The organism is Bacteroides stercorirosoris, assembly GCF_900142015.1.
Taxonomy (GTDB): Bacteria; Bacteroidota; Bacteroidia; order Bacteroidales; family Bacteroidaceae; genus Bacteroides; species Bacteroides stercorirosoris.
In genome coordinates this window covers 14,393-33,328 of the sequence record NZ_FQZN01000047.1, presented here as the reverse complement: position 1 = coordinate 33,328, position 18,936 = coordinate 14,393, and the positions used below count along the sequence as shown (strand labels likewise).

At 43.9% G+C, this 18,936-nt stretch carries 12 protein-coding genes, 1 tRNA gene and 1 pseudogene; 5 read left to right on the top strand and 9 right to left on the bottom strand.

Annotation, left to right across the window (positions count from 1 at the left end):
- Positions 1–16: 16 nt before the first annotated feature.
- The 3 genes from BUC01_RS22795 to BUC01_RS22785 all read right to left on the bottom strand — a co-directional run bounded on the left by BUC01_RS22795 (position 17) and on the right by BUC01_RS22785 (position 1,931).
- Positions 17–89: transfer RNA gene (locus BUC01_RS22795), tRNA-Lys, on the bottom strand.
- An 80-nt stretch (positions 90–169) separates the two neighbouring features.
- Positions 170–1,300 carry an AI-2E family transporter gene (locus tag BUC01_RS22790; protein ID WP_025835630.1) on the bottom strand — a complete coding sequence of 377 codons (1,131 nt, stop codon included), beginning with the start codon at positions 1,298–1,300 and terminating at the stop codon, positions 170–172.
- A gap of 25 nt (positions 1,301–1,325) precedes the next feature.
- On the bottom strand, positions 1,326–1,931 hold the full coding sequence (locus BUC01_RS22785; protein WP_009131905.1) for a thymidine kinase: 606 nt from the start codon (positions 1,929–1,931) through the stop codon (positions 1,326–1,328).
- A 100-nt stretch (positions 1,932–2,031) separates the two neighbouring features.
- Between BUC01_RS22785 and BUC01_RS22780 the strand changes: the two genes are divergently transcribed.
- The 5 genes from BUC01_RS22780 to BUC01_RS22760 are packed head-to-tail and all read left to right on the top strand — an operon-like array spanning position 2,032 to position 5,614.
- On the top strand, positions 2,032–2,568 hold the full coding sequence (locus BUC01_RS22780; RefSeq protein WP_034524779.1) for a hypothetical protein: 537 nt from the start codon (positions 2,032–2,034) through the stop codon (positions 2,566–2,568).
- Between the two features lie 14 nt (positions 2,569–2,582).
- Positions 2,583–3,257: a 16S rRNA (cytidine(1402)-2'-O)-methyltransferase gene (rsmI, locus tag BUC01_RS22775; protein WP_025835627.1), complete on the top strand. Its 675-nt coding sequence runs from the start codon at positions 2,583–2,585 to the stop codon at positions 3,255–3,257.
- A 33-nt stretch (positions 3,258–3,290) separates the two neighbouring features.
- Positions 3,291–4,169, top strand: coding sequence for a Cbp1 family collagen-binding glycoprotein adhesin (locus BUC01_RS22770; protein ID WP_025835626.1), 879 nt, complete (start codon positions 3,291–3,293; stop codon positions 4,167–4,169).
- A gap of 51 nt (positions 4,170–4,220) precedes the next feature.
- The gene (locus BUC01_RS22765) at positions 4,221–4,913 is read left to right on the top strand and encodes a YjjG family noncanonical pyrimidine nucleotidase (protein WP_025835625.1); all 693 of its coding nucleotides are present in this window, start codon (positions 4,221–4,223) and stop codon (positions 4,911–4,913) included.
- A gap of 56 nt (positions 4,914–4,969) precedes the next feature.
- A complete protein-coding gene (locus BUC01_RS22760) occupies positions 4,970–5,614 on the top strand; it encodes a MarC family protein (protein ID WP_009131900.1) in 645 nt (214 codons plus the stop codon).
- Between the two features lie 59 nt (positions 5,615–5,673).
- On the opposite strand, the gene BUC01_RS22755 is transcribed toward BUC01_RS22760, so the two are convergent.
- The 6 genes and pseudogenes from BUC01_RS22755 to BUC01_RS22730 all read right to left on the bottom strand — a co-directional run bounded on the left by BUC01_RS22755 (position 5,674) and on the right by BUC01_RS22730 (position 18,920).
- A complete protein-coding gene (locus tag BUC01_RS22755) occupies positions 5,674–6,999 on the bottom strand; it encodes a zinc-dependent metalloproteinase lipoprotein (RefSeq protein WP_083595489.1) in 1,326 nt (441 codons plus the stop codon).
- 150 nt (positions 7,000–7,149) lie between these two features.
- Positions 7,150–9,027 (bottom strand): hypothetical protein, encoded by a 1,878-nt coding sequence (locus tag BUC01_RS22750; protein WP_073314977.1) that lies wholly within the window; start codon positions 9,025–9,027, stop codon positions 7,150–7,152.
- Between the two features lie 31 nt (positions 9,028–9,058).
- A complete protein-coding gene (locus BUC01_RS22745) occupies positions 9,059–10,687 on the bottom strand; it encodes a RagB/SusD family nutrient uptake outer membrane protein (RefSeq protein ID WP_025835617.1) in 1,629 nt (542 codons plus the stop codon).
- A gap of 24 nt (positions 10,688–10,711) precedes the next feature.
- Positions 10,712–13,726: pseudogene (locus BUC01_RS22740) on the bottom strand (SusC/RagA family TonB-linked outer membrane protein); the annotation flags it as partial.
- Between the two features lie 477 nt (positions 13,727–14,203).
- Positions 14,204–16,750 carry a thiol protease/hemagglutinin PrtT gene (locus BUC01_RS22735; protein ID WP_073314973.1) on the bottom strand — a complete coding sequence of 849 codons (2,547 nt, stop codon included), beginning with the start codon at positions 16,748–16,750 and terminating at the stop codon, positions 14,204–14,206.
- 109 nt (positions 16,751–16,859) lie between these two features.
- Positions 16,860–18,920 (bottom strand): hypothetical protein, encoded by a 2,061-nt coding sequence (locus tag BUC01_RS22730; protein WP_073314971.1) that lies wholly within the window; start codon positions 18,918–18,920, stop codon positions 16,860–16,862.
- Between the last annotated feature and the right edge of the window lie 16 nt (positions 18,921–18,936).

Here is an 18,936-nt window from a genome sequence, read left to right as displayed (position 1 = left end):
TTTCTTTTGTTTTCAGTGATCCGCCTGGGGCTCGAACCCAGGACCCCAACATTAAAAGTGTTGTGCTCTACCTGCTGAGCTAGCGAATCAAACCTTTATTGCTGTTAAGCGGGTGCAAAGATAGGCACTTTTATTTAATCTGCAAGGAATATAAGGAAAAAAGTTTGCATTATTTTTCTTTGGTACCCTCTATCGGTTGATCCTCAGTAGATTCCGTTCGATAAATATTTTCTTGATTAATGATGTATCGTTGATAATAGGAGAGCATCAGCGTGGTAAGTGGCAAGGCTATGATCATCCCCAGCATACCCATTAATGAGCCCCAGACAGAGAGGGAGAGCAAAATAATGGCAGGATTCAACCCGGTTATCTTTCCCATGATGCGAGGCACAAGGTAACCGTCTTGTATGATCTGTACCACTATGAATACAGCCGTTGCCGAAGCTATGATAATCCAGAAATTATCGCCGGTATCCGCAGCTTTCAGAATGGCAAGCATGATGGTAGGGACAAAACCGATGATTTGCAGGTAAGGCACCATATTCAGCGCACCAATGAACAGCCCCAAGCCAATAGCCAGAGGGAAGTCGATAATCAGAAAGCCAATACTGAACAGGATACCTACGCACAAAGCTACTAATGCCTGTCCGCGGAAATATCTGTTCATGCCGTCTTTTACGTCGTTCAGTATGCCGGTCACTGTGTGCCGGTATTTCTTGGGCATGAGATGTATCCAGCCTTGGGATATACTTTCATAATCGAGCAAAATAAACACTATATATAATAGTATAAGGAAGACAGTGAAGAACCCGAATAAAAGGTTTATGGATTCCGAGACTAATGCCCACAACTTAGGAACGGTCACTTTAAGAGCATCCAATATGTTTTCCTGACTGAACATCTGCTCTAATATACGCATGTCGACATTCTGCCGGATAAACTCGGAGAGGGTAGTGGGTACGTTGCTTGCGGTATGGGTAGTGCTGAAATATTCTATTAGCAAGTCCTTCACTCGCAAGAACTCCTGAATCATGGGTGGCACAAGCAGATAGAACGCAGCCCCTCCTATAATGGTAAGAGTGAATAAAGCACAGAAGATAGAAGCAATTCTATTCTTTAACCGCAGCTTATATTGGAAAAAGGATACTAACGGATATATCAGGTAAGCAATCAGCCATGCCAGGAAGAACGGAAGCAATACTCCACTCAACCGCTTCAGAAGCATCAATATACCGATGATAATGGCACCGAGAATGACGGTACGGATAAAACTGTCGAATGTAATCTTCTTACGTTCCATAAGGCTTATGCTTTTTTATTTGTTGTCAACTGCCAGCCGCTTTCTGGTCTTCTTTCACCGCCCGCAGATAACATTCACGGCAGAGGGGTTCGTATTCGGCAGTTTCTCCCAGAAGTACTTGCTTGTCATTCTTAACGGTACGGTGAGAGAAGGATGCCAGTTGCCCGCACTTCACACAGATGGCATGAACTTTGGAAACTTCGTCGGCAATGGCACACAGGCCGGGCATCGGGCCGAACGGAAGTCCGCGGAAGTCCATATCCAGACCGGCAACAATAACGCGTACGCCATTGTTGGCAAGCTGATTGCAGACATCGATCAAACCGCTGTCGAAGAATTGTGCTTCATCGATTCCTACCACATCTATTTCCGAAGTGAACAGCAGGATGCTTGCCGAAGAATCTATCGGGGTAGATGCTATGGAGTGGCTATCGTGTGACACCACCTCTTCTTCCGAATAGCGGGTGTCGATGGCTGGTTTGAATATCTCTACACGTTGTTTGGCAAACTTAGCACGTTTCAGGCGGCGAATCAGCTCTTCTGTCTTGCCAGAGAACATGGAGCCGCAAATAACTTCAATTCTTCCTCTACGATTGGTTTCCTGTATGTGGTCTTCCGAGAATAATACCATTGTTTTAAAAGTTTATTTTAGCCGCAAAAATAACACTTTTAATGGCTTTCCGATATTATTTCATTATTTATTTCTACATTTGCGGCATTAACACTTTGTGATGAGAAAGGAAATGCAAACATTATTGGATGACATAGAACTGGACATTCAGGAACTGAAATATCTAATGCAAACTATAACGGCCGAGCCTGATTCTAAATTACGGATTGTGGCGAAACGGAGTATTCAGCAGATGCGTGCGCGTCTGGATGAATTGCAGAAGGTATTGGAGGAGACTGGAAGCAAGGTGGAAGAGCCTCAGATTGTTGAGGTCAAAGTTCCGGAGGTTACTGAGCCTGTATCTCCCAAGCATGAACCGGAGGCGGCTCCAATTTCCTCTCCTGCATCGCCAATCCTGGCAGAGCGGATAAAGCCGGCTACTGACTTGCGGCATGCTATCAGCCTGAACGATTCTTTCCGCTTTGCGCGTGAGATTTTCGGTGGTGACACTGCCCGTATGAATGAGGTCATACGCCAGTTGGGTGATGCCCCTTCTCTGGACAAGGCACTGGAACTTTTCTCTTCTCTGGTTAATCCTGATGAAGAAAATGAGGCGGTTGTCGATTTTGTAGAACTTCTCAAGAAATATTTTAGTTAAAGTATATAACGGATATGGGAAAACTTTATGTAGTGCCTACTCCGGTAGGAAATTTGGAAGATATGACATTCCGTGCTATCCGCATCCTGAAAGAGGCGGATCTGATTCTTGCCGAGGATACCCGTACTTCCGGAATACTGCTGAAACACTTTGAAATAAAGAATGCAATGCAATCCCACCATAAATTTAATGAACATAAAACGGTGGAAAGTGTTGTTAATAGAATAAAGGCAGGTGAAACTGTGGCATTAATTTCGGATGCAGGTACACCGGGAATCTCCGATCCGGGCTTTCTGGTAGTGCGTGAATGTGTTCGTAATGGCATCGAGGTGCAATGCTTACCGGGGGCTACGGCTTTCGTTCCGGCTTTGGTTGCTTCGGGCTTGCCGAATGAGAAATTCTGTTTCGAAGGTTTTCTTCCCCAAAAGAAGGGCCGCATGACGCGTCTGAAAACTTTGGCAGAAGAACGCCGGACAATGGTGTTTTATGAGTCTCCCCACCGCTTGGTGAAAGCATTGACGCAGTTTGCCGAACATTTCGGTGCCGAACGTCAGGCCTCCGTATCGAGGGAAATCTCAAAAATGCACGAAGAGACGGTGCGTGGCAGTCTCACGGAATTGATAGAGCATTTCACCGCCAATGAGCCACGTGGAGAAATAGTAATAGTAGTAGAAGGAATAGACGATTAGATAACTTCATTAACCAACGTAAAACAAAAGCGTATGAAAAAGTTAGCAGTTTTAATTGTATGCGCAGCCGTTATGGCATCGTGCGACGGCTTATCAGGTGGTAGCAAAGACCAGTTGAAAGCTGAAAATGATTCTCTTTTGATGGAACTTACCCAGCGTAATGCTGAACTGGACGAAATGATGGGCACTTTCAATGATATCTCCGAAGGCTTCCGCCAAATCAATGCCGCTGAAAGCCGCGTAGATTTGCAACGTGGTGCAGTTTCGGAAGGCTCTTTATCTGCAAAACAGCAGATTGCGACTGACATTGAATTCATCCAGAAGCAGATGCAGGAAAACAAAGAGCAGATTGCCAAATTGGAAGCAATGCTGAAAAATAGCAAGACCAATTCTGCACAAATGAAGAAAGCGGTAGAATCTCTGACTCAGGAATTAGTAGCCAAGACTCAGCGTATTGAAGAGTTGCAGGCTGAACTTGCTTCCAAGAATATCCGTATTCAGGAATTGGATGCAGCCGTAACCGGTCTGTCGGCCGACAAAGAAGCTCTCTCTGCTGAAAACGAGGCTAAAGCTAAGACTGTGGCTGAGCAGGATAAGGCAATAAATACCGCTTGGTTCGTATTTGGAACTAAGAAGGAGTTGAAAGACCAAAAAATCCTGACTGATACCGGTCTCTTCAAAAAAGGTAAAGTATTGAAGGATGGTGATGTGAATAAGGATTACTTTACTCAGGTTGACATCCGTACAACGAAAGAAATTAAGTTGTATTCTAAGGATGCTGATGTCCTGACAACTCATCCGGCAGGTTCTTATGCTTTGGAAAAAGATGATAAAGGCCAGCTAGTTCTGAAGATTACGAATCCGAAAGATTTCTGGAGCGTATCTAAATATCTGGTTATCCAAGTGAAATAATTTGATAATGTCATAAGATGGCAGGGTTGTTAGCCCTGCCATTTCTTTTTTATGCAATACAAGAATCTTTTTTTCGATCTCGATGATACTCTTTGGGCTTTTTCTTATAATGCCCGCGATACCTTTGAAGAAATGTATCGCAAATATGAATATGACCGCTACTTCCGGTCTTTCCAGCACTTTTATGAACTCTATGAGCGGCGTAATGTGGAATTGTGGGCAGAATATGCGGATGGAAAAGTGACAAAGGATGAGTTGAACCGCCAGCGTTTTCTTTATCCGCTGGAAGCAGTGGGAGAGGGGGATGCAGCTTTGGCAAAGGCTTTCTCTGAAGATTTCTTTGCGGTGATTCCCACTAAAAGCAGATTGATGCCTCATGCCCGGGAAGTGTTGGAGTACCTCGCACCCAAGTATAATCTTTATATCCTTTCCAATGGCTTTCAGGAATTGCAGTGTCATAAGATGCGCTCTGCAGGGATCGACCGTTATTTCAAGAAGGTGGTTCTTTCTGACGATATCGGTGTGTTGAAGCCTTGGCCGGAGATTTTTCACTTTGCCATGTCGGCTACCCAGTCCGAATTGCGCGATTCGTTGATGATTGGTGATAGCTGGGACAATGACATTACCGGTGCCAGAGGGGTAGGGATGCATCAGGTATATTACAATGTTACGGGCCGTGCGGAGTTCCCATTTAAACCAACTTACCAGATTACAGACTTGAAAGAGTTACTTCAATTGTTGTGACATTGAGGGATTAGTTGTAATTTTGCATTCGATAAAAAACGAATAAAATTGCAACTATGGAATCTATTCTTCCTTTTGCCTTGCTTTGTCTGACATCTTTCTTCACGTTGACAAATCCTTTGGGAACCATGCCCGTCTTTCTGACTATGACACAGGGGATGACGGATAAAGAGCGTCGGTTTATCGTATCGCGTGCCACTCTGGTAGCCTTTCTTACGATAATGGTCTTTACCTTTGCAGGTCAGTTCCTCTTTAAGTTCTTTGGAATCTCTACCAATGGTTTTCGTATTGCGGGCGGAGTCATCATCTTTAAAATAGGTTTTGACATGTTGCAGGCCCGTTATACCCACATGAAGTTGAAAGACGAGGAAATCAAGACTTATGCTGATGATATTTCCGTAACCCCGTTAGGTATTCCTATGCTGTGTGGTCCCGGTGCCATAGCCAATGCCATTGTGTTGATGCAGGATGCCAATACCATTGAAATGAAGGGAGTTCTGATTGGTGCTATCGCCTTGATTTATCTGATCACCTATTTTATATTGCGTGCCTCTACACGTCTGGTAAAAGTGCTGGGGGAAACGGGAAATAATGTGATGATGCGCCTTATGGGACTTATACTGATGGTGATTGCGGTGGAATGTTTCGTGAGTGGGGCGAAGCCGATATTAGTGGATATACTGAAGGAGGGATTGATATAATGGAATGAAAATGAGGATGTGGCAGATTGACTGGCACATCCTCATTCATATTTCTGTTGTCATTTCACAATCACCATCGGCAAGTCTAGTTTGCCTTCTATGACACTTCGAGTATTCGCTTTCCCTTTCTTGGGTCCCGGTGTCAGGGGACTGTAAGTCAATACATGCCGAATACGATTGCGCTGGTCATTTGTTAGACGGTCAGCATAACTTATTTCATAATCCATCAGGTTGTATGAGCTGAATATCTGCCCCGTTTTGCAATTTTCACGTTTTACGGCCTCGGCCATACTCAAGCTTGTCCCCTGCTGAGCGGCTTCCTGAAGCAACGCTCTTAAGTTCATCATATAAGCTATACGGTTGTATGAGGGCGTATCCTCGCAATAGTCGGAATCTATGCAATCTGTAGAAAGACCAGAGTTCTCATCTTCATCAAAAGCATGATGCAACCCTAAGTAATGCCCCAACTCATGTGCCAAAGTCACATTTACGTCAAATCCGTTGTACTTTCCGTCACTACCGGTCTCTTCATAGACATATAGGCTGTTGATGGATAGACATTTGGGATAAGAAAGGTTCTCTTTGGTCAGGTAAGCGTATTGGGTGGCGGGAAGTCCTTCCAGATAAGTTGTGCCCGTGGTAGAAAGCGGAAGATGGGAAATGCCAAGTATTACACTTCCACCTCCGTCCACTTCCGCAAAGTTGTAGAGCATTACGTTGATGTAACGATTGGGATCCCAAAGCAGTTTTACATAGCGGCTGTCACCCATAAAAGCCTCACAGTCCAGGGGCATGGCATCCATCTTTACATATTCTACACCTGGAGTCAGAAGCGCATTGCCCGTTTCGTCCGTCTCGGCCGGTACGAATTCCAGATTCATATCCACTCCTTTGTCACCTCCATTGTAGCGAGTGATTCCGTCATAGTAAGTGTTTACTCTGTCCAGTACTTTCAGCAGGCGTCCTTGGTCAATATACTGGTTCCGGTCTTCCGCATCGGAGTAAAGTACATGGAAGATAACGGGGAGCCTGTAGGTAAATTCCTGTCCGTCCGGTATTCCTTCTTGCCGGATATTGATCTCCCGTATCTGTTCTTTAGTCCATATCTTTATCACACCGGAACGCTCCGTATCAATATTGGGTTCCAGCGATAATTCCAGTACGGCATCGCCTGTTCCTTTACTTTGGGATACCCGGCACCAATTCACCAAACTTGTGGCCGTCCATTCCAAAGAGGTTTGGATGGAGACTTTCAGAGTGTTCTCTTCATAAGAAATGTTCGCGAAATTATCCTGCGATAATGACACGGCCGGTTCTGAATCGTCTCCGCAAGAAACACTCAACAGGCCGAATAATAAGAAGAAAAAAAAGTTTTTACGAATCATGGATTTTTTTTTAAGTTGTTAAATCAAGGCATGCGTGTAAATTCATTTAAGGAATAAAAATGGGGGACTTCAACGAAGAGTCCCCCATTTATGTAGCAATTCATCTTTCTCGTGAACCCGTTGGACGGGAACGGTTAGTGGAAGTTCCGATTATCGGTTCAGAGAATTATGGGAAGTCACAATACCGAATTTCAACTCTCTTGAGGAAACTTTATTACTGGGACTGAATGCTTTCTTGTCTGTAGATTGAACACCAAGGGCTTTAACGGATTTTGTTGTAGCCTGAGTTTGAACGGTGGCGGCAGCGTCCGGAAGTACAACTTTGAAGGCTCCATTTATATTGCCATAATAGAAACTGGTTTCGCTCTCAAGAGTGCAGAGAAGTGACTTCACGGGGAAAGTGATGACGCCGTCCGTCAGCGAACCGCACACGCCTTTTGCCTTGACCTCTTCTAAAGTTGCTCCCTGTCCCAAATAATTGGCGGCAAGACTGGATATTATCAATGCCCCATCTCCCCAGTTGAGTCCCATCTTCTGCTGGTCGATGAATACGCCTTCGGGGTCTTGTGCGTTAATTACCAGGTAATGGTTCTGGCTATCATCCCAGTCACCAGATTCATTGTAAGGGTAGGCTTCTCCATACGGATTTACCAAACGATAGACACCGGGGTTTTCGCTGTTTTCTTGTATTTCGACTTCATAGGTAGGGTTATCCACCTTATAAAGTGTGGTCATAAGATCTTCAGTATAGAGAGCTGTTCCCAAACTCATCCATCTATCAGTTCCTGCCGAAAACTCAAAAGACGTGTAGGCTACCTCCTGTGACTCACCTTCGCCATAACCTACGGCAACGATAGAGCATAATCCATTGGCTGTACTGGGAATGTTTACGGAACCGCTTTGGCTGACTTCGATGCCTTCAAGGCTGCCGTCCAGAATGCCGTTTATGGCAGCCTGAATGTCATTACCTTCCACCATCACCACTTTGGCATTTTCCACATCAGCACCCAATTGGATGTCGGCAACGGCATAGTTATCACCACCTACGTTCGTGAAGCGTCCCTTGTATTCCACATTAATAGTATAGTCTTTCAGAGACGCACCGGGGAAAATAATGGTTATAATGCCATCAGCCTGTGTATTGTTCCATCCGCCATGCCCATTCATATAGTAATATGGGGCAAGCTGCACTCCCGCAGGTGTGCCATCAGCCTGATACTGGAGAACCCTGTTGAACGTCCAAGCAGCTTCGCTGTTAAGGCTGGAGAAGTCGGAAGGATGGTGGGCGTCAACATTTGTATTATAGTCATTTGATGTATTAAAGAAACCGGTACAGTAATATGGGAAATAAACTAGATCTTCCATTGTAATGGTCACATCACCTATCTTGTCTCCCGGCTTCAATAGGGTAAATTCTACGTAAGGGCTCTGGTCGCCATTAGAAGTAAAACCTTCCTTAGTCAACCCTTCAGAATACGGATCAACCAGACGATATAAACTCGGATTGAGATCGTTGCGTTGCAGCTCCACACTATATTTATTGGCAAACAAGAAAGCATCGCTGAAAGTAGCCTTCCCCAGAGAAGTCCAAGGAGCCGGAATACCCGCCTTGAACACATACTGGGCCATACCGTAAGGAGTGGTCGCGCTTTCATCTCCAATAGTCAGTTTGATTTCAGAATATGCATCATACTCCAGCGACTCGGGGTTGTAGCTGATGGACAACACAGCCTTGTCAACGCCTTGGGCAAAGCTGACAGAAGTTGGAATCGTGAAAAAGCTGCCGCCCCCCGTAGCTGTAATAGGCACGGTAATCGCCTCATCAGTCTTGGCACGCATAAGGGTCACGTCGAACGATGTCTTGTCTTTGCTCAAATCAACAGTCGCACCATTTGTGGTCGGGAAATACACTTGGGCGTTTACAGGTTTGTCAGCAGGTGAATATTCCACATCGTCACCACAGGCAGTGAAAGCCAGTGGAAGTGCCAGCAAGAGCATGGCACTCAATATGTTCTTTATCTTATTCATATACAAATTCTATTAAAAGTTAACTTGTTGGTTAATTATTACCCGGTGCATACGTGCCTATCGGAGTAGGACGTGTGGGGATGGAACCTGAAGGGTCAGGATTGTTCTTGCCTTGGAGAGCTGTATTTGAATCCACTTCATCTTTGGGAATCACCAATGCCCAGTTGGGTTTCACGCCTTCACAGTTTATCTTGAAAATGTCCTCTATGTAGTTGGTTCCCTCATAGTTCTGAATTACACCCGGTTTCAGACGCTTAGCTGTGGGGAATGCGATACCTTCACCCCAGAACTCGATGCGCATCTGCTTCAGCACTTCAAGCTGAACAGCACGTAGGTCGGTCAGCACACAGTTATAGTCAGACTGACGGTATCGTTTCATAAAATCGTTCAGCAGCTGCACGCCTGCCGCCACATTCTGACTGGCAGCTACAGCTTCGGCCTCTATGAAGTACATTTCTTCCACACGCATTACGGGGATATCGCCGGCTGCACCAACGGAGTAAATCTTGTAGTCACCATTGACGCAACGGAACTTCAGCGACATATAGTCGGGTTGTTCATCCAGCCACTCCTTGCCTTGTACCGACTGATAATTATAGAAACTTCTGTCCGGATCGAGGAAAGAGTACTTACGGAAGTCGTTGTCGGCTATCTCGTCATAGAGCGAGCGCGCTATCTGAAGTTTCGACAAGTCTGCATAACCCCAGCCAGCCTCATTGGAGATGTGACCTATGAAGTTAGCAAGATTACCCATATTGGAGGCTGTGGGATGGAGATACCACATCCATGAAGAAGTGGCGGTGTTAAAGCCTGTAGTAGGGTTGTGCCACTGTGCGGAGGTCATAGGCGTTGCGTCCGATGCGTCGATAGCTTTGCGGGCATACTCGGCTGCCTTGGCATAATTTTCATCCCACATATATACCTTGGCCTTCAAACCATATACCACAGCCAAGCTGGGGAAGTTTTTGGTAGCAGGCGTATAGTCTGTCAAGCCGATTTCGGCCTTGTCAAGATCAGAAAGTATGAAAGCCATCATCTCCTCACGTGTTGCACGTGGATTGTTTTTAGCCATGTCGTTGGTGGTCGCCTCGGTCACAATGGGGACTGTAAGTCCCAATATTTTGCTGCAATCGGTGTAGATGTTTTCCACCGGTTCGAAAAGCACCATCAGTGTATAATAGTCCAAAGCACGGAAGGCATGAGCCATACTTCCGTATCCACGCATTTCATCGGAAATGGTGGGGTCGGTTACATCAACTACTGCTATCACATCATTGGCAGACTTGATAAACTTATACAAGGCAAAGTAAGGCAGGAACGACTCATAAGTGTTATCGGACATGCCGTAGTTTGCGCTGTAGCGCCACCACCAGTCATAACCGTATTCTGTGGCAACAATATCACCCAGAAGTTCGGACTGAACCAGCATCAGAGAGGGGTAAGCGAGGTCGCTTTCGCGAACTTGCCTTCCGTATACCAAATAGCCTTGGACCATCTGCGACGGCAGACCATTGATTGCAGCCTCAAGCGCTGAAGCCGAAGCACCGATTTGTTCGGAAGTTGCGGTAGAGTTTTCAGGGAAAATCTCTTCTATACAGCCTGTTAATACCGTAGCCGATACCACCATAGCCGAAAATAGTTTGAATATATTCTTTTTCATATTATCGTTATCTATGTTTTAGGTTTAGAACTCAAATGTCACACCGCCGGAGATAGTACGCATCGGCGAGTAATAAGTGGCGTTGGTGGTCTCGTTGTACGACTGACGCGGGTCGAAACCTTTGCGCTTAGACCAATAGAACACGTTCTCAGCCGACATGTATAAGCGCAATGAGCTGATAGCCATTTTCTTTGTCCATCTGGAAGGCAGTGTATAACCCACGTTGATGTTCTGAATGTTCAGGAAGCTGGCATTGGTCAGGAAGCGTGTGGACATTGATGCCGAATACTGGTCATTGAGCTGGAAGCGTGGTATGTTGCTGCCGGTGTTCTCGGGAGTCCAAGCCTTCAGTAGGTCCTTGTGGTAATTGGAACCGGTTGAACCGGAAGGTGAGGACATGAAATAGGCATACGTGCCGTCATACTGCTTGCCGCCAATCTGGTATGTGAAATTGATACCAAAATCCACACCATATACTTTCAGCTTGGTGCCGAACCCACCATATACCTTAGGAATGGAGGTCTCTTCAGTGATGTAGTAGTCGGCATCGGCATAGGTCTTGGTCGTTTCACGTCCAATAACGTTTCCCTCTTCATCTTTAGTGTTACGATACCATAGGGACTCGCCGTTTTCGTCCACTCCGGCATATTCTTTCAGACGCCATGTAAACATTGGCAGGTCTTCGGCAATAAAGAAATTACCACTGGAGTAACCTTTATATCCTTTGCCGCCAGCTGTGTACTCGGTAGTAATCTGCTTGTCAGCATCGAGCATCGTAAGGCGGTTTTTCAGCGTGGAGATGTTGAGGTTAACGTCCCATGTGAAGTTGCGAGTATTGAAGATGTTCACGTTGAAGTCCATTTCCACACCGCTGTTTGTCATGTTACCTACGTTGTCGAAGTAAGAAGAGTAGCCCAAAGAGGGAGCTACAGAGAATGAGAACAACATATCCGAAGTCTTACGCATATAGTACTCAATGCTACCGCTCACACGGTTCCACAGCTGGAATTCCGCACCGATATTGAAGTTAGTGTTGGTCTCCCAAGTAATATCCTTGGTACCTTTACTATAGAATGAAGTACCGACCTTGTTGTCGGAGTTGATGATGTCGAATACGTCGGTATAACGGAAGTCTCCGATATTGTCATTACCCTGCGAACCTACAGAAGCCTTTATTTTCAGTTCCTGCACCCATGAAGCGTTAAACCAACTCTCCTTATTAATGAGCCATGCACCGCCTACTGACCAGAATGTACCCCAACGGTAGTCCGGATGGAAGCGTGAGGAAGCATCACGGCGCAAAGAGGCGGAACCGAAAATGCGCTCGTCAAAATTGTACTGTAAACGGCCGAAGTAACCTTCATTATTGCGACGTCTCTTGTAAGAAGTAGCTGCCTGTCCGTCAATTACAGCACCGTCCAATTCATGGTTATCCTGAGAGAACATCTTTGACTTGCTGGCGCCCAGATAGTTTAGGCGGTAATCGTAATATTCGTGTCCCAACAGGATGTCGAAGTTGTTGTCACCAAATGAGGTGGCGTAAGAAGCAAGCTGTTGCAGGTTGTAGTCATAATCACGTTGATTGTACTTGCTCACTGTACCTCCGGTGGAGTCAAATTGTCCATAATAAGGGTTGTACACATAAGTAAACCGTGTCTCGTCCAAATTAAAAGTACCATTCAGTGTTACCTTCAGTCCCGGCAGCGGAGTGATGTCCACAAAAGCATTACCGCTAAGGGCGTTTCCTTCGGCATTTCTGGTGTTAAGCTTATTATCCTGAATAGGGTTGGCGTCAGCAATAAAGGGACGTTGCATACCGGCATTGATACCGCTACCATAGTCCATCATTTCGATACCGTTGCCGTCAAGCATGATACTGCCATCAGCATTACGCACGTAAGCGGGATAGATGGGAGCCATTTGAGTGGTGAATGCCCAAACGTTAGCGGTAGAAGAACTTGACCCATTGTTACCCAATGAATTGCTGTCAAAGCGTGCGTATGACATATTTGCACCCACCTTCAACCATTTCTTGGCCTGATAATCGGCTTTCAAACGACCGGTCAGGCGTTTCAGATCAGATCCTTCAGTGATACCCTCATTTCCCAAATAGCCCAAAGAGACATAGAAAGAAGATTTTTCATTGGCTGCGCTTATCGAGAAGTTGTACTCCTGACGCAAGCCGGTACGTGAACCAACCTTATCCCAATCATCGGGAGTAAGCAGGTAGTCACGTCCTTTGTAGTTTACTATCCTACCCAGTGTGGCGTCGGGATTGAGCTTGCCATTCTGACCAATGAGGTATTGTCCTTCAGGAACAGTATAGACATTGTAGCCCAAACCGCCGTTGGAGCCAAACAGATTATTGTTTGCCTCAATCCATGCAGCCTGATCGCTCATACCCATTTGTCTTGTATAGTAATTCTTCATTGCGCCATAGTGCATCTCGTAATACATCGCAGGGTCAGAAATCACATCATACTTCTTCAATGCGCGTGTATTGGCACCCCACTTGGCATCGAAAGTCACTTTGGCTTCACCACTCATGTTGGCTCTCTTGGTGGTGATGATAACCACGCCGTTGGCGCCACGTGCACCGTAAAGTGCATTTGAAGCAGCGTCTTTTAGTACGGTCATTGACTCAACATCATTAGGATTGATATTGCTAAGGTCACCGCTGTAAGGCGCACCATCAACAATAATCAAGGGGTCGTTTCCTGCATTGAGTGAGCTGAAACCGCGAATTTTGATAGATGCAGTTGCACCCGGGGCACCATTGTTAGAGGTTAGTGTCACACCCGGCACTGCACCTGCCAATGCATCAGTGACACTTGTCACCTGCGACTGCTCAAGCTTTTCAGCTCCAATGACTTTTGCCGAACCAGTAAAGGCAGACTTCTTCGCTGTACCGAAAGCTACTACCATTACCTCCTCAAGCATCTCAGTATCAGACCTCATGACGACTTTTACGGTAGGTTTAATAGCCACTTCTTGTGTCTGCATTCCAATATACGAAACCTGCAAAGTCTTCGCAGAACTATAACACGTATAAATAGCTATTAAACAAGATATTAGCAATTTGAAAGAACTTATGCAAGTAAACAATGTGCCTAATAAAAGTCAGCATAAGTAGTATTATATTATTTTAGAAGTACTAATATGATACCAATCGTGCAGTCAAACTCCTTTCAATCTGACTTTTATGCGTTATACAGTACTATGTTATGGCACATTAAAAATATACTTTTCTTTTTTTAAAGTAGTATCTTAAAAAAACACTCTATTGAGCGATTGTCACAAAAATAATACTGGAATGGTATTGTATTAAATTTATATGTAAAACAATTTAATCACATAGTTCTCATAGGATGAAAAGTCATTTTTGATAGCTAATATTATTGTTAAGCACCTTATTTATGAGAAAGTTGCGACTTTATATTGTTACTTAGGAATACAAAAACGGGGCTATTCCGTAATTATGAGAAAGCCCCGCTTTATTTTTTAGAATCTATGAATCTATCTTTTCATAAATTTGTTCCGATATGCTTTTCCATCCGTTGATTGTAATACTACTATATAACATCCAGATGGCAATCCTGCCACCGGAATAGAATACTCCTTAGTAGGGTTATCAGCGGATTCTTTCTGCTGTATCATTTGCTGTCCAGCCAAGTTGTAGACAGAAATCATCTTAGCAGTATTAGAGGTACGGATATAAAGAACATCTTCTACCGGTTGTTGATAGATAATCATCCCTTCTTTATCAGTCACTTCATCTTCAATGCTAGTAGCTGACCCCACGGAAAAGTCGAGGCGGCATAACGGTTTATTTCCATCATACCCTCCCAACAGCTCAGGTTTATACAAATTGACGGTATAGCTACCTTCATCGATTTGAGGATCAAATTCCATTTCAAAATCAAGAGGATGATCCTTTTCTATAAATATCTCCGCGTAGTGGATATTAGACGTTGAAGACTGCCCTACTGTAAATATTGCAGCCATCAAGGTTTTGTCATATACATTTCCTGCTCCACTTAATGACAAGTAAGCCAGTAGTTTCAGCTTTTCTCCTACCTGGATTTGATTCTTCTCTAAACGTACATCTTCAACAACTAAACTCGGAGAGCCATAAGCTCTATTAACAGTGACAGTAACTAAATTATCGCCAATACCATATACATATTCTCCCCATCGAACTCCTGGACAGATATAATAATCTCCGACTGGAATATCAGTAGACGTTTCCGTCAGGTTGGAAATCAAATTTCCAGAAATAATTACTTCCTTATTGTTTGTGCCTGGTTTTAACTCTAGTTGAGTATATCCGGTAAAACTAATAATTTGTGGTTTTTCATCTGTCGTAATGAACACAACACCTGCTAATCCATAAAAGTCATTTGTCATATTTCTATTAGAAAGTATCATTTTGAAATCACCCTTACGACCACTATATAAATTATGCAAGATTTCCACACTTCCATCCAAATCTTCCTGTAGCGTTAGGTTGCCGGTAAATGGAGTAAGAATACATTTATTGCCGGTAACAGTAAGTGTAAACTGTGATTCAAAGCCATACCCACTCCGTACACGGCTCCAAGCTGTTTCACGCATGTCCTTTGTTGCTAAATATAGGGCGTAGGTTCCATCTACCAGATCATTGGAAATTGTAATGTTCGAGAACGTCTGTCCTTCGCTCCCATAATTAGTATTCACATTTCCTAAAGACACATTCCACAAGGCCAATTGTTTGCCACCTTTTTCAGCAATCAAGGCCAGTTGTCCATTTTGGAATTTCGTACTCATATTATACAGTTTGGTAACCGTAAGATCAAAACTTTCCCCTTTTGCAATCTCTTTCTTATTAACCTCAAGTTTTGAAAGATAAAAATGTGAAGTATAACTTGAAGATGCTGTAGGGGGTTCAAGTCCGATGAGCATTCCTTGTTGGTAGATAAAACCACCGCCAAGGTTCGTGCCTCCACCAATTCCCGGAGATGACGGATCGAGGGAAACAACTTCAAAATAGCCATTGTTGGAACCACCCCAGCCCCAGTTTACGTGGACCATATCCTGAGCATCATAGCCATCGAAAACAAATTCATGCCCTACATCTTTAGATGCACCATTATAAAGTACAGGGCGTCCTTCACTGAGTTCCGTCTTAATCATATTCATCCATTCTTCAGAAGTGAAATATTGACGACATACATATCCAAGATTCTCATCATAACCGAAATAGTCGATTAAAGCCTGCCCCACTTTGAAGGAGTAAGCTCCGGAACTGGAAGGGGAATATTCCATATCAACTGCAACGCCACAAGCATACATCAATTCTGCAACAGCATTTGCTTGTTCTGTCGTATAACTGCCACTGACATATTGAGGCAACATTTTATCCCAACTGAAAGTTGTGTTTCCATAATCAAACGAGCATTCAAGTCCTGATGAAATTTTATAAGAGTAGGTGCCTTTTCCTTTTACAGGGTATTCGTGATATTTTAAAATCATCGCCATGGCTGTGGCTACACAGCCAGTCACACAACGGTTTCCTTGCACTATTGGACAGGCATTATTATAAGGTGCATCCTGATTCCAATTGATTTCACCCAACATGGGATCTACCGTTTCCGGGAAAACAGCACGTGTCAGCAGTCGGGGTTCTTTGATTGCTTGTTCTCCATTCACTAAAGCTGTATGTACGGCATTATAACTTTCTAGCCAACTTTGTATATTAGGTGGCAGGTTATCAGTCACAAAAGCACCTTTATCAGAGTAACCCAATACGGGTTTCATCCGATCATCGCCCGAAACAATCACATAGGCAGACTGCCCATGATTATAAACATAAAAAGCCGGTTCATTTGAAACACTTCGGGTAGAAGTAGACTTCAATAAATCTCCGGATATGGCAACCAGCCGGATATCATCAACAGAACGTGTCGCAGGATACCTGGCAAAAAACGAACGGGCTATTTCAAGTGCTTCCCCGGTAGAACGTTGTGTAGCCCATGTGGAAATAGTACAGAACAGTACCCAAAACAGAAGTAATATTTTCTTCATAAGCAATTTTTTACATATCCTAGATTACCAAAAACAGTAAAAAGAAAAGCGTGTAGTCAACATTCCTATGAATAGCCAACCGCACGCTTTTTTATTGTCACATTTATTTTCAATAGAAGTTACTTACCACGGTAGGGTGAAAAAGTTTTCTTTCGACTTTAACAGCCTCAACAGGAATAGGAGTCATACGAAGATCTTTGGCAACCTTTGGTGTAGCCTTTCCAATAGGACTAAGTGCAGGTTTACTGCTCATCATCAGAGCTGTAGACTTGCCTGAAGTATAAGCACTCCATTCCATGGCATAGGGAACATAGGAGTTCCACCAACCGATAGGTGCCCCATCGGAAAGAGCCAAATAGCGGACACTATTGATAGGAATTTCATTATTTGGAGCATTGACAAAAGCCAATATACCGTCAACAGTGAGCCCACCAATAAGATAGCTCTCTAATTCAAAACTTCCCGGATTATTTACGTCATACATAGAAAGAATCATGTCATAACCTTGAGCACCCGTTACATCCTGCGCACCTAACATCAACAAACCACTTTGCGGATCATAATCTGCAAATACCGTATCATCATATTCTGCTGGTTCAAGTGCCGATAAGCCTTTGATTGCTACAGCATTTTCGCCTTCAACCGGTCTAACCGTAACAAGAGCTTGAACTGTACTCCCATCTTTAGGATTAAGGAATGGCGCTACCCAATTACCACGGTAATCTGTAATAGATTTACCTGTCTGCAAGTCATCCATCGCAATACCGGTATATCCTGCACGGAACTTCTCTGTAGTAGTAGCCAAAATTGCAGATTTCTTACCGGTTTCGTTATCTATTAGATAGAATTCCACTTCAAACGTATAAATCTTGGTTTCCGAATCATATGATGCTTTTTTGGCATCCATATAAACATCATTTCCATAAGAAGATAAACCTGTCTTTTGTTTCTTCGGCACACGAACCGTATTGGTCTTTTTATTATAGAAGAAAGTTATATTAGTACCTTCTTCGTATACAGAAACTAAATGAAAAATCGGGTCTTCGCCTTCTGCACTGGTGCCTTGTTCCATATCTACAATAAATTCATCTTTCAAGAGCCCGGACACATAAGTGCCTCTCGCGTCTTCAACCAAAGTCCAAGGAGCATAGTCGCGATCATACACTACTTCCATCTTAGACTTGTCAAGCCAAAGCTGGAAACCTTCCACCGGCTGAAAACTAACATCTGTAAGTTGGTGGAAACATACCCCCAAATCAAACATCTGCTTTTTCTTATTGAAACTTCCCAATGCATAATCATCTTCCGTGAGAGGTTTTCCAGAACTGGATAAATTATAAGCCAATGAACCAAAAGTCAAAAATTCCGGAGCATATTTAAAATCCAAAGTAGACGACAGACTAAAGCCTAAATAAGTTCTCGGTATTTGCCATAAGGCATTTTCCGGTGCTACGGTTTCTTCTCCTTCTGCAGGCTTAGAATAACTCTCACCATCCAGTATTATATAAGGAAGTTCGAAATCATCCGGCAAAACGCCAGGAAGACCTATTCCCGTAAAATAATAATTATCATAAACGCTTAAAAAACGATATTTATTTTTATCTTTCAATTTTTCTACAGTGATATCAGTAAACATAACATCACTAACACCAAACATAGAGAAAATCTGGTCAATATATACCGCTTTTTCAGTCACCACTTCCCAAACCTCTTGCGGTGGATATTCCGCAACAATTGTTTGTGCTGAATTGGCATATTCTGTTCCATCGACAAACGAAAGTTTCAAGGTGTACTTTGTACCCCGCACCGCATTAGCGTATGCAATTTTTACTGATGCAGTATCTTTACCTTCAGCAAACTGCACTGTACCAGGAACAGTGAAAACAGAAGCCGTTGCAGCATCCATTTCCGCTTTCAGTTCTATTGTAACCGCCGCATCACCCGCCGTACGCTGTATGGGGAGTTTTATGACTCCACTTGTTGCAGTGGCATCAGGATCTTCATCTGTCAATGAATAACTAGTTTTCATTGATTTAGGGAAGAATACCCCCTCACCTTCTACTGCCGGACTTTTTCCTAAGTTGTCCGAAGGTACATCATCTGTACAAGAACCTAGCGTCAAGGCACATATGCCCATCAGACCTAAGATGAATTTGTTTATATTTTTCATATCTCATTTCTTTATG

Bases quoted from the DNA above. Each gene is read 5' to 3' on its own strand.
- BUC01_RS22790 (WP_025835630.1), bottom strand. From the start codon at position 1,300: ATGGAACGTAAGAAGATTACATTCGACAGTTTTATCCGTACCGTCATT.
- BUC01_RS22785 (WP_009131905.1), bottom strand. From the start codon at position 1,931: ATGGTATTATTCTCGGAAGACCACATACAGGAAACCAATCGTAGAGGA.
- BUC01_RS22780 (WP_034524779.1), top strand. From the start codon at position 2,032: ATGAGAAAGGAAATGCAAACATTATTGGATGACATAGAACTGGACATT.
- rsmI (WP_025835627.1), top strand. From the start codon at position 2,583: ATGGGAAAACTTTATGTAGTGCCTACTCCGGTAGGAAATTTGGAAGAT.
- BUC01_RS22770 (WP_025835626.1), top strand. From the start codon at position 3,291: ATGAAAAAGTTAGCAGTTTTAATTGTATGCGCAGCCGTTATGGCATCG.
- BUC01_RS22765 (WP_025835625.1), top strand. From the start codon at position 4,221: ATGCAATACAAGAATCTTTTTTTCGATCTCGATGATACTCTTTGGGCT.
- BUC01_RS22760 (WP_009131900.1), top strand. From the start codon at position 4,970: ATGGAATCTATTCTTCCTTTTGCCTTGCTTTGTCTGACATCTTTCTTC.
- BUC01_RS22755 (WP_083595489.1), bottom strand. From the start codon at position 6,999: ATGATTCGTAAAAACTTTTTTTTCTTCTTATTATTCGGCCTGTTGAGT.
- BUC01_RS22750 (WP_073314977.1), bottom strand. From the start codon at position 9,027: ATGAATAAGATAAAGAACATATTGAGTGCCATGCTCTTGCTGGCACTT.
- BUC01_RS22745 (WP_025835617.1), bottom strand. From the start codon at position 10,687: ATGAAAAAGAATATATTCAAACTATTTTCGGCTATGGTGGTATCGGCT.
- BUC01_RS22735 (WP_073314973.1), bottom strand. From the start codon at position 16,750: ATGAAGAAAATATTACTTCTGTTTTGGGTACTGTTCTGTACTATTTCC.
- BUC01_RS22730 (WP_073314971.1), bottom strand. From the start codon at position 18,920: ATGAAAAATATAAACAAATTCATCTTAGGTCTGATGGGCATATGTGCC.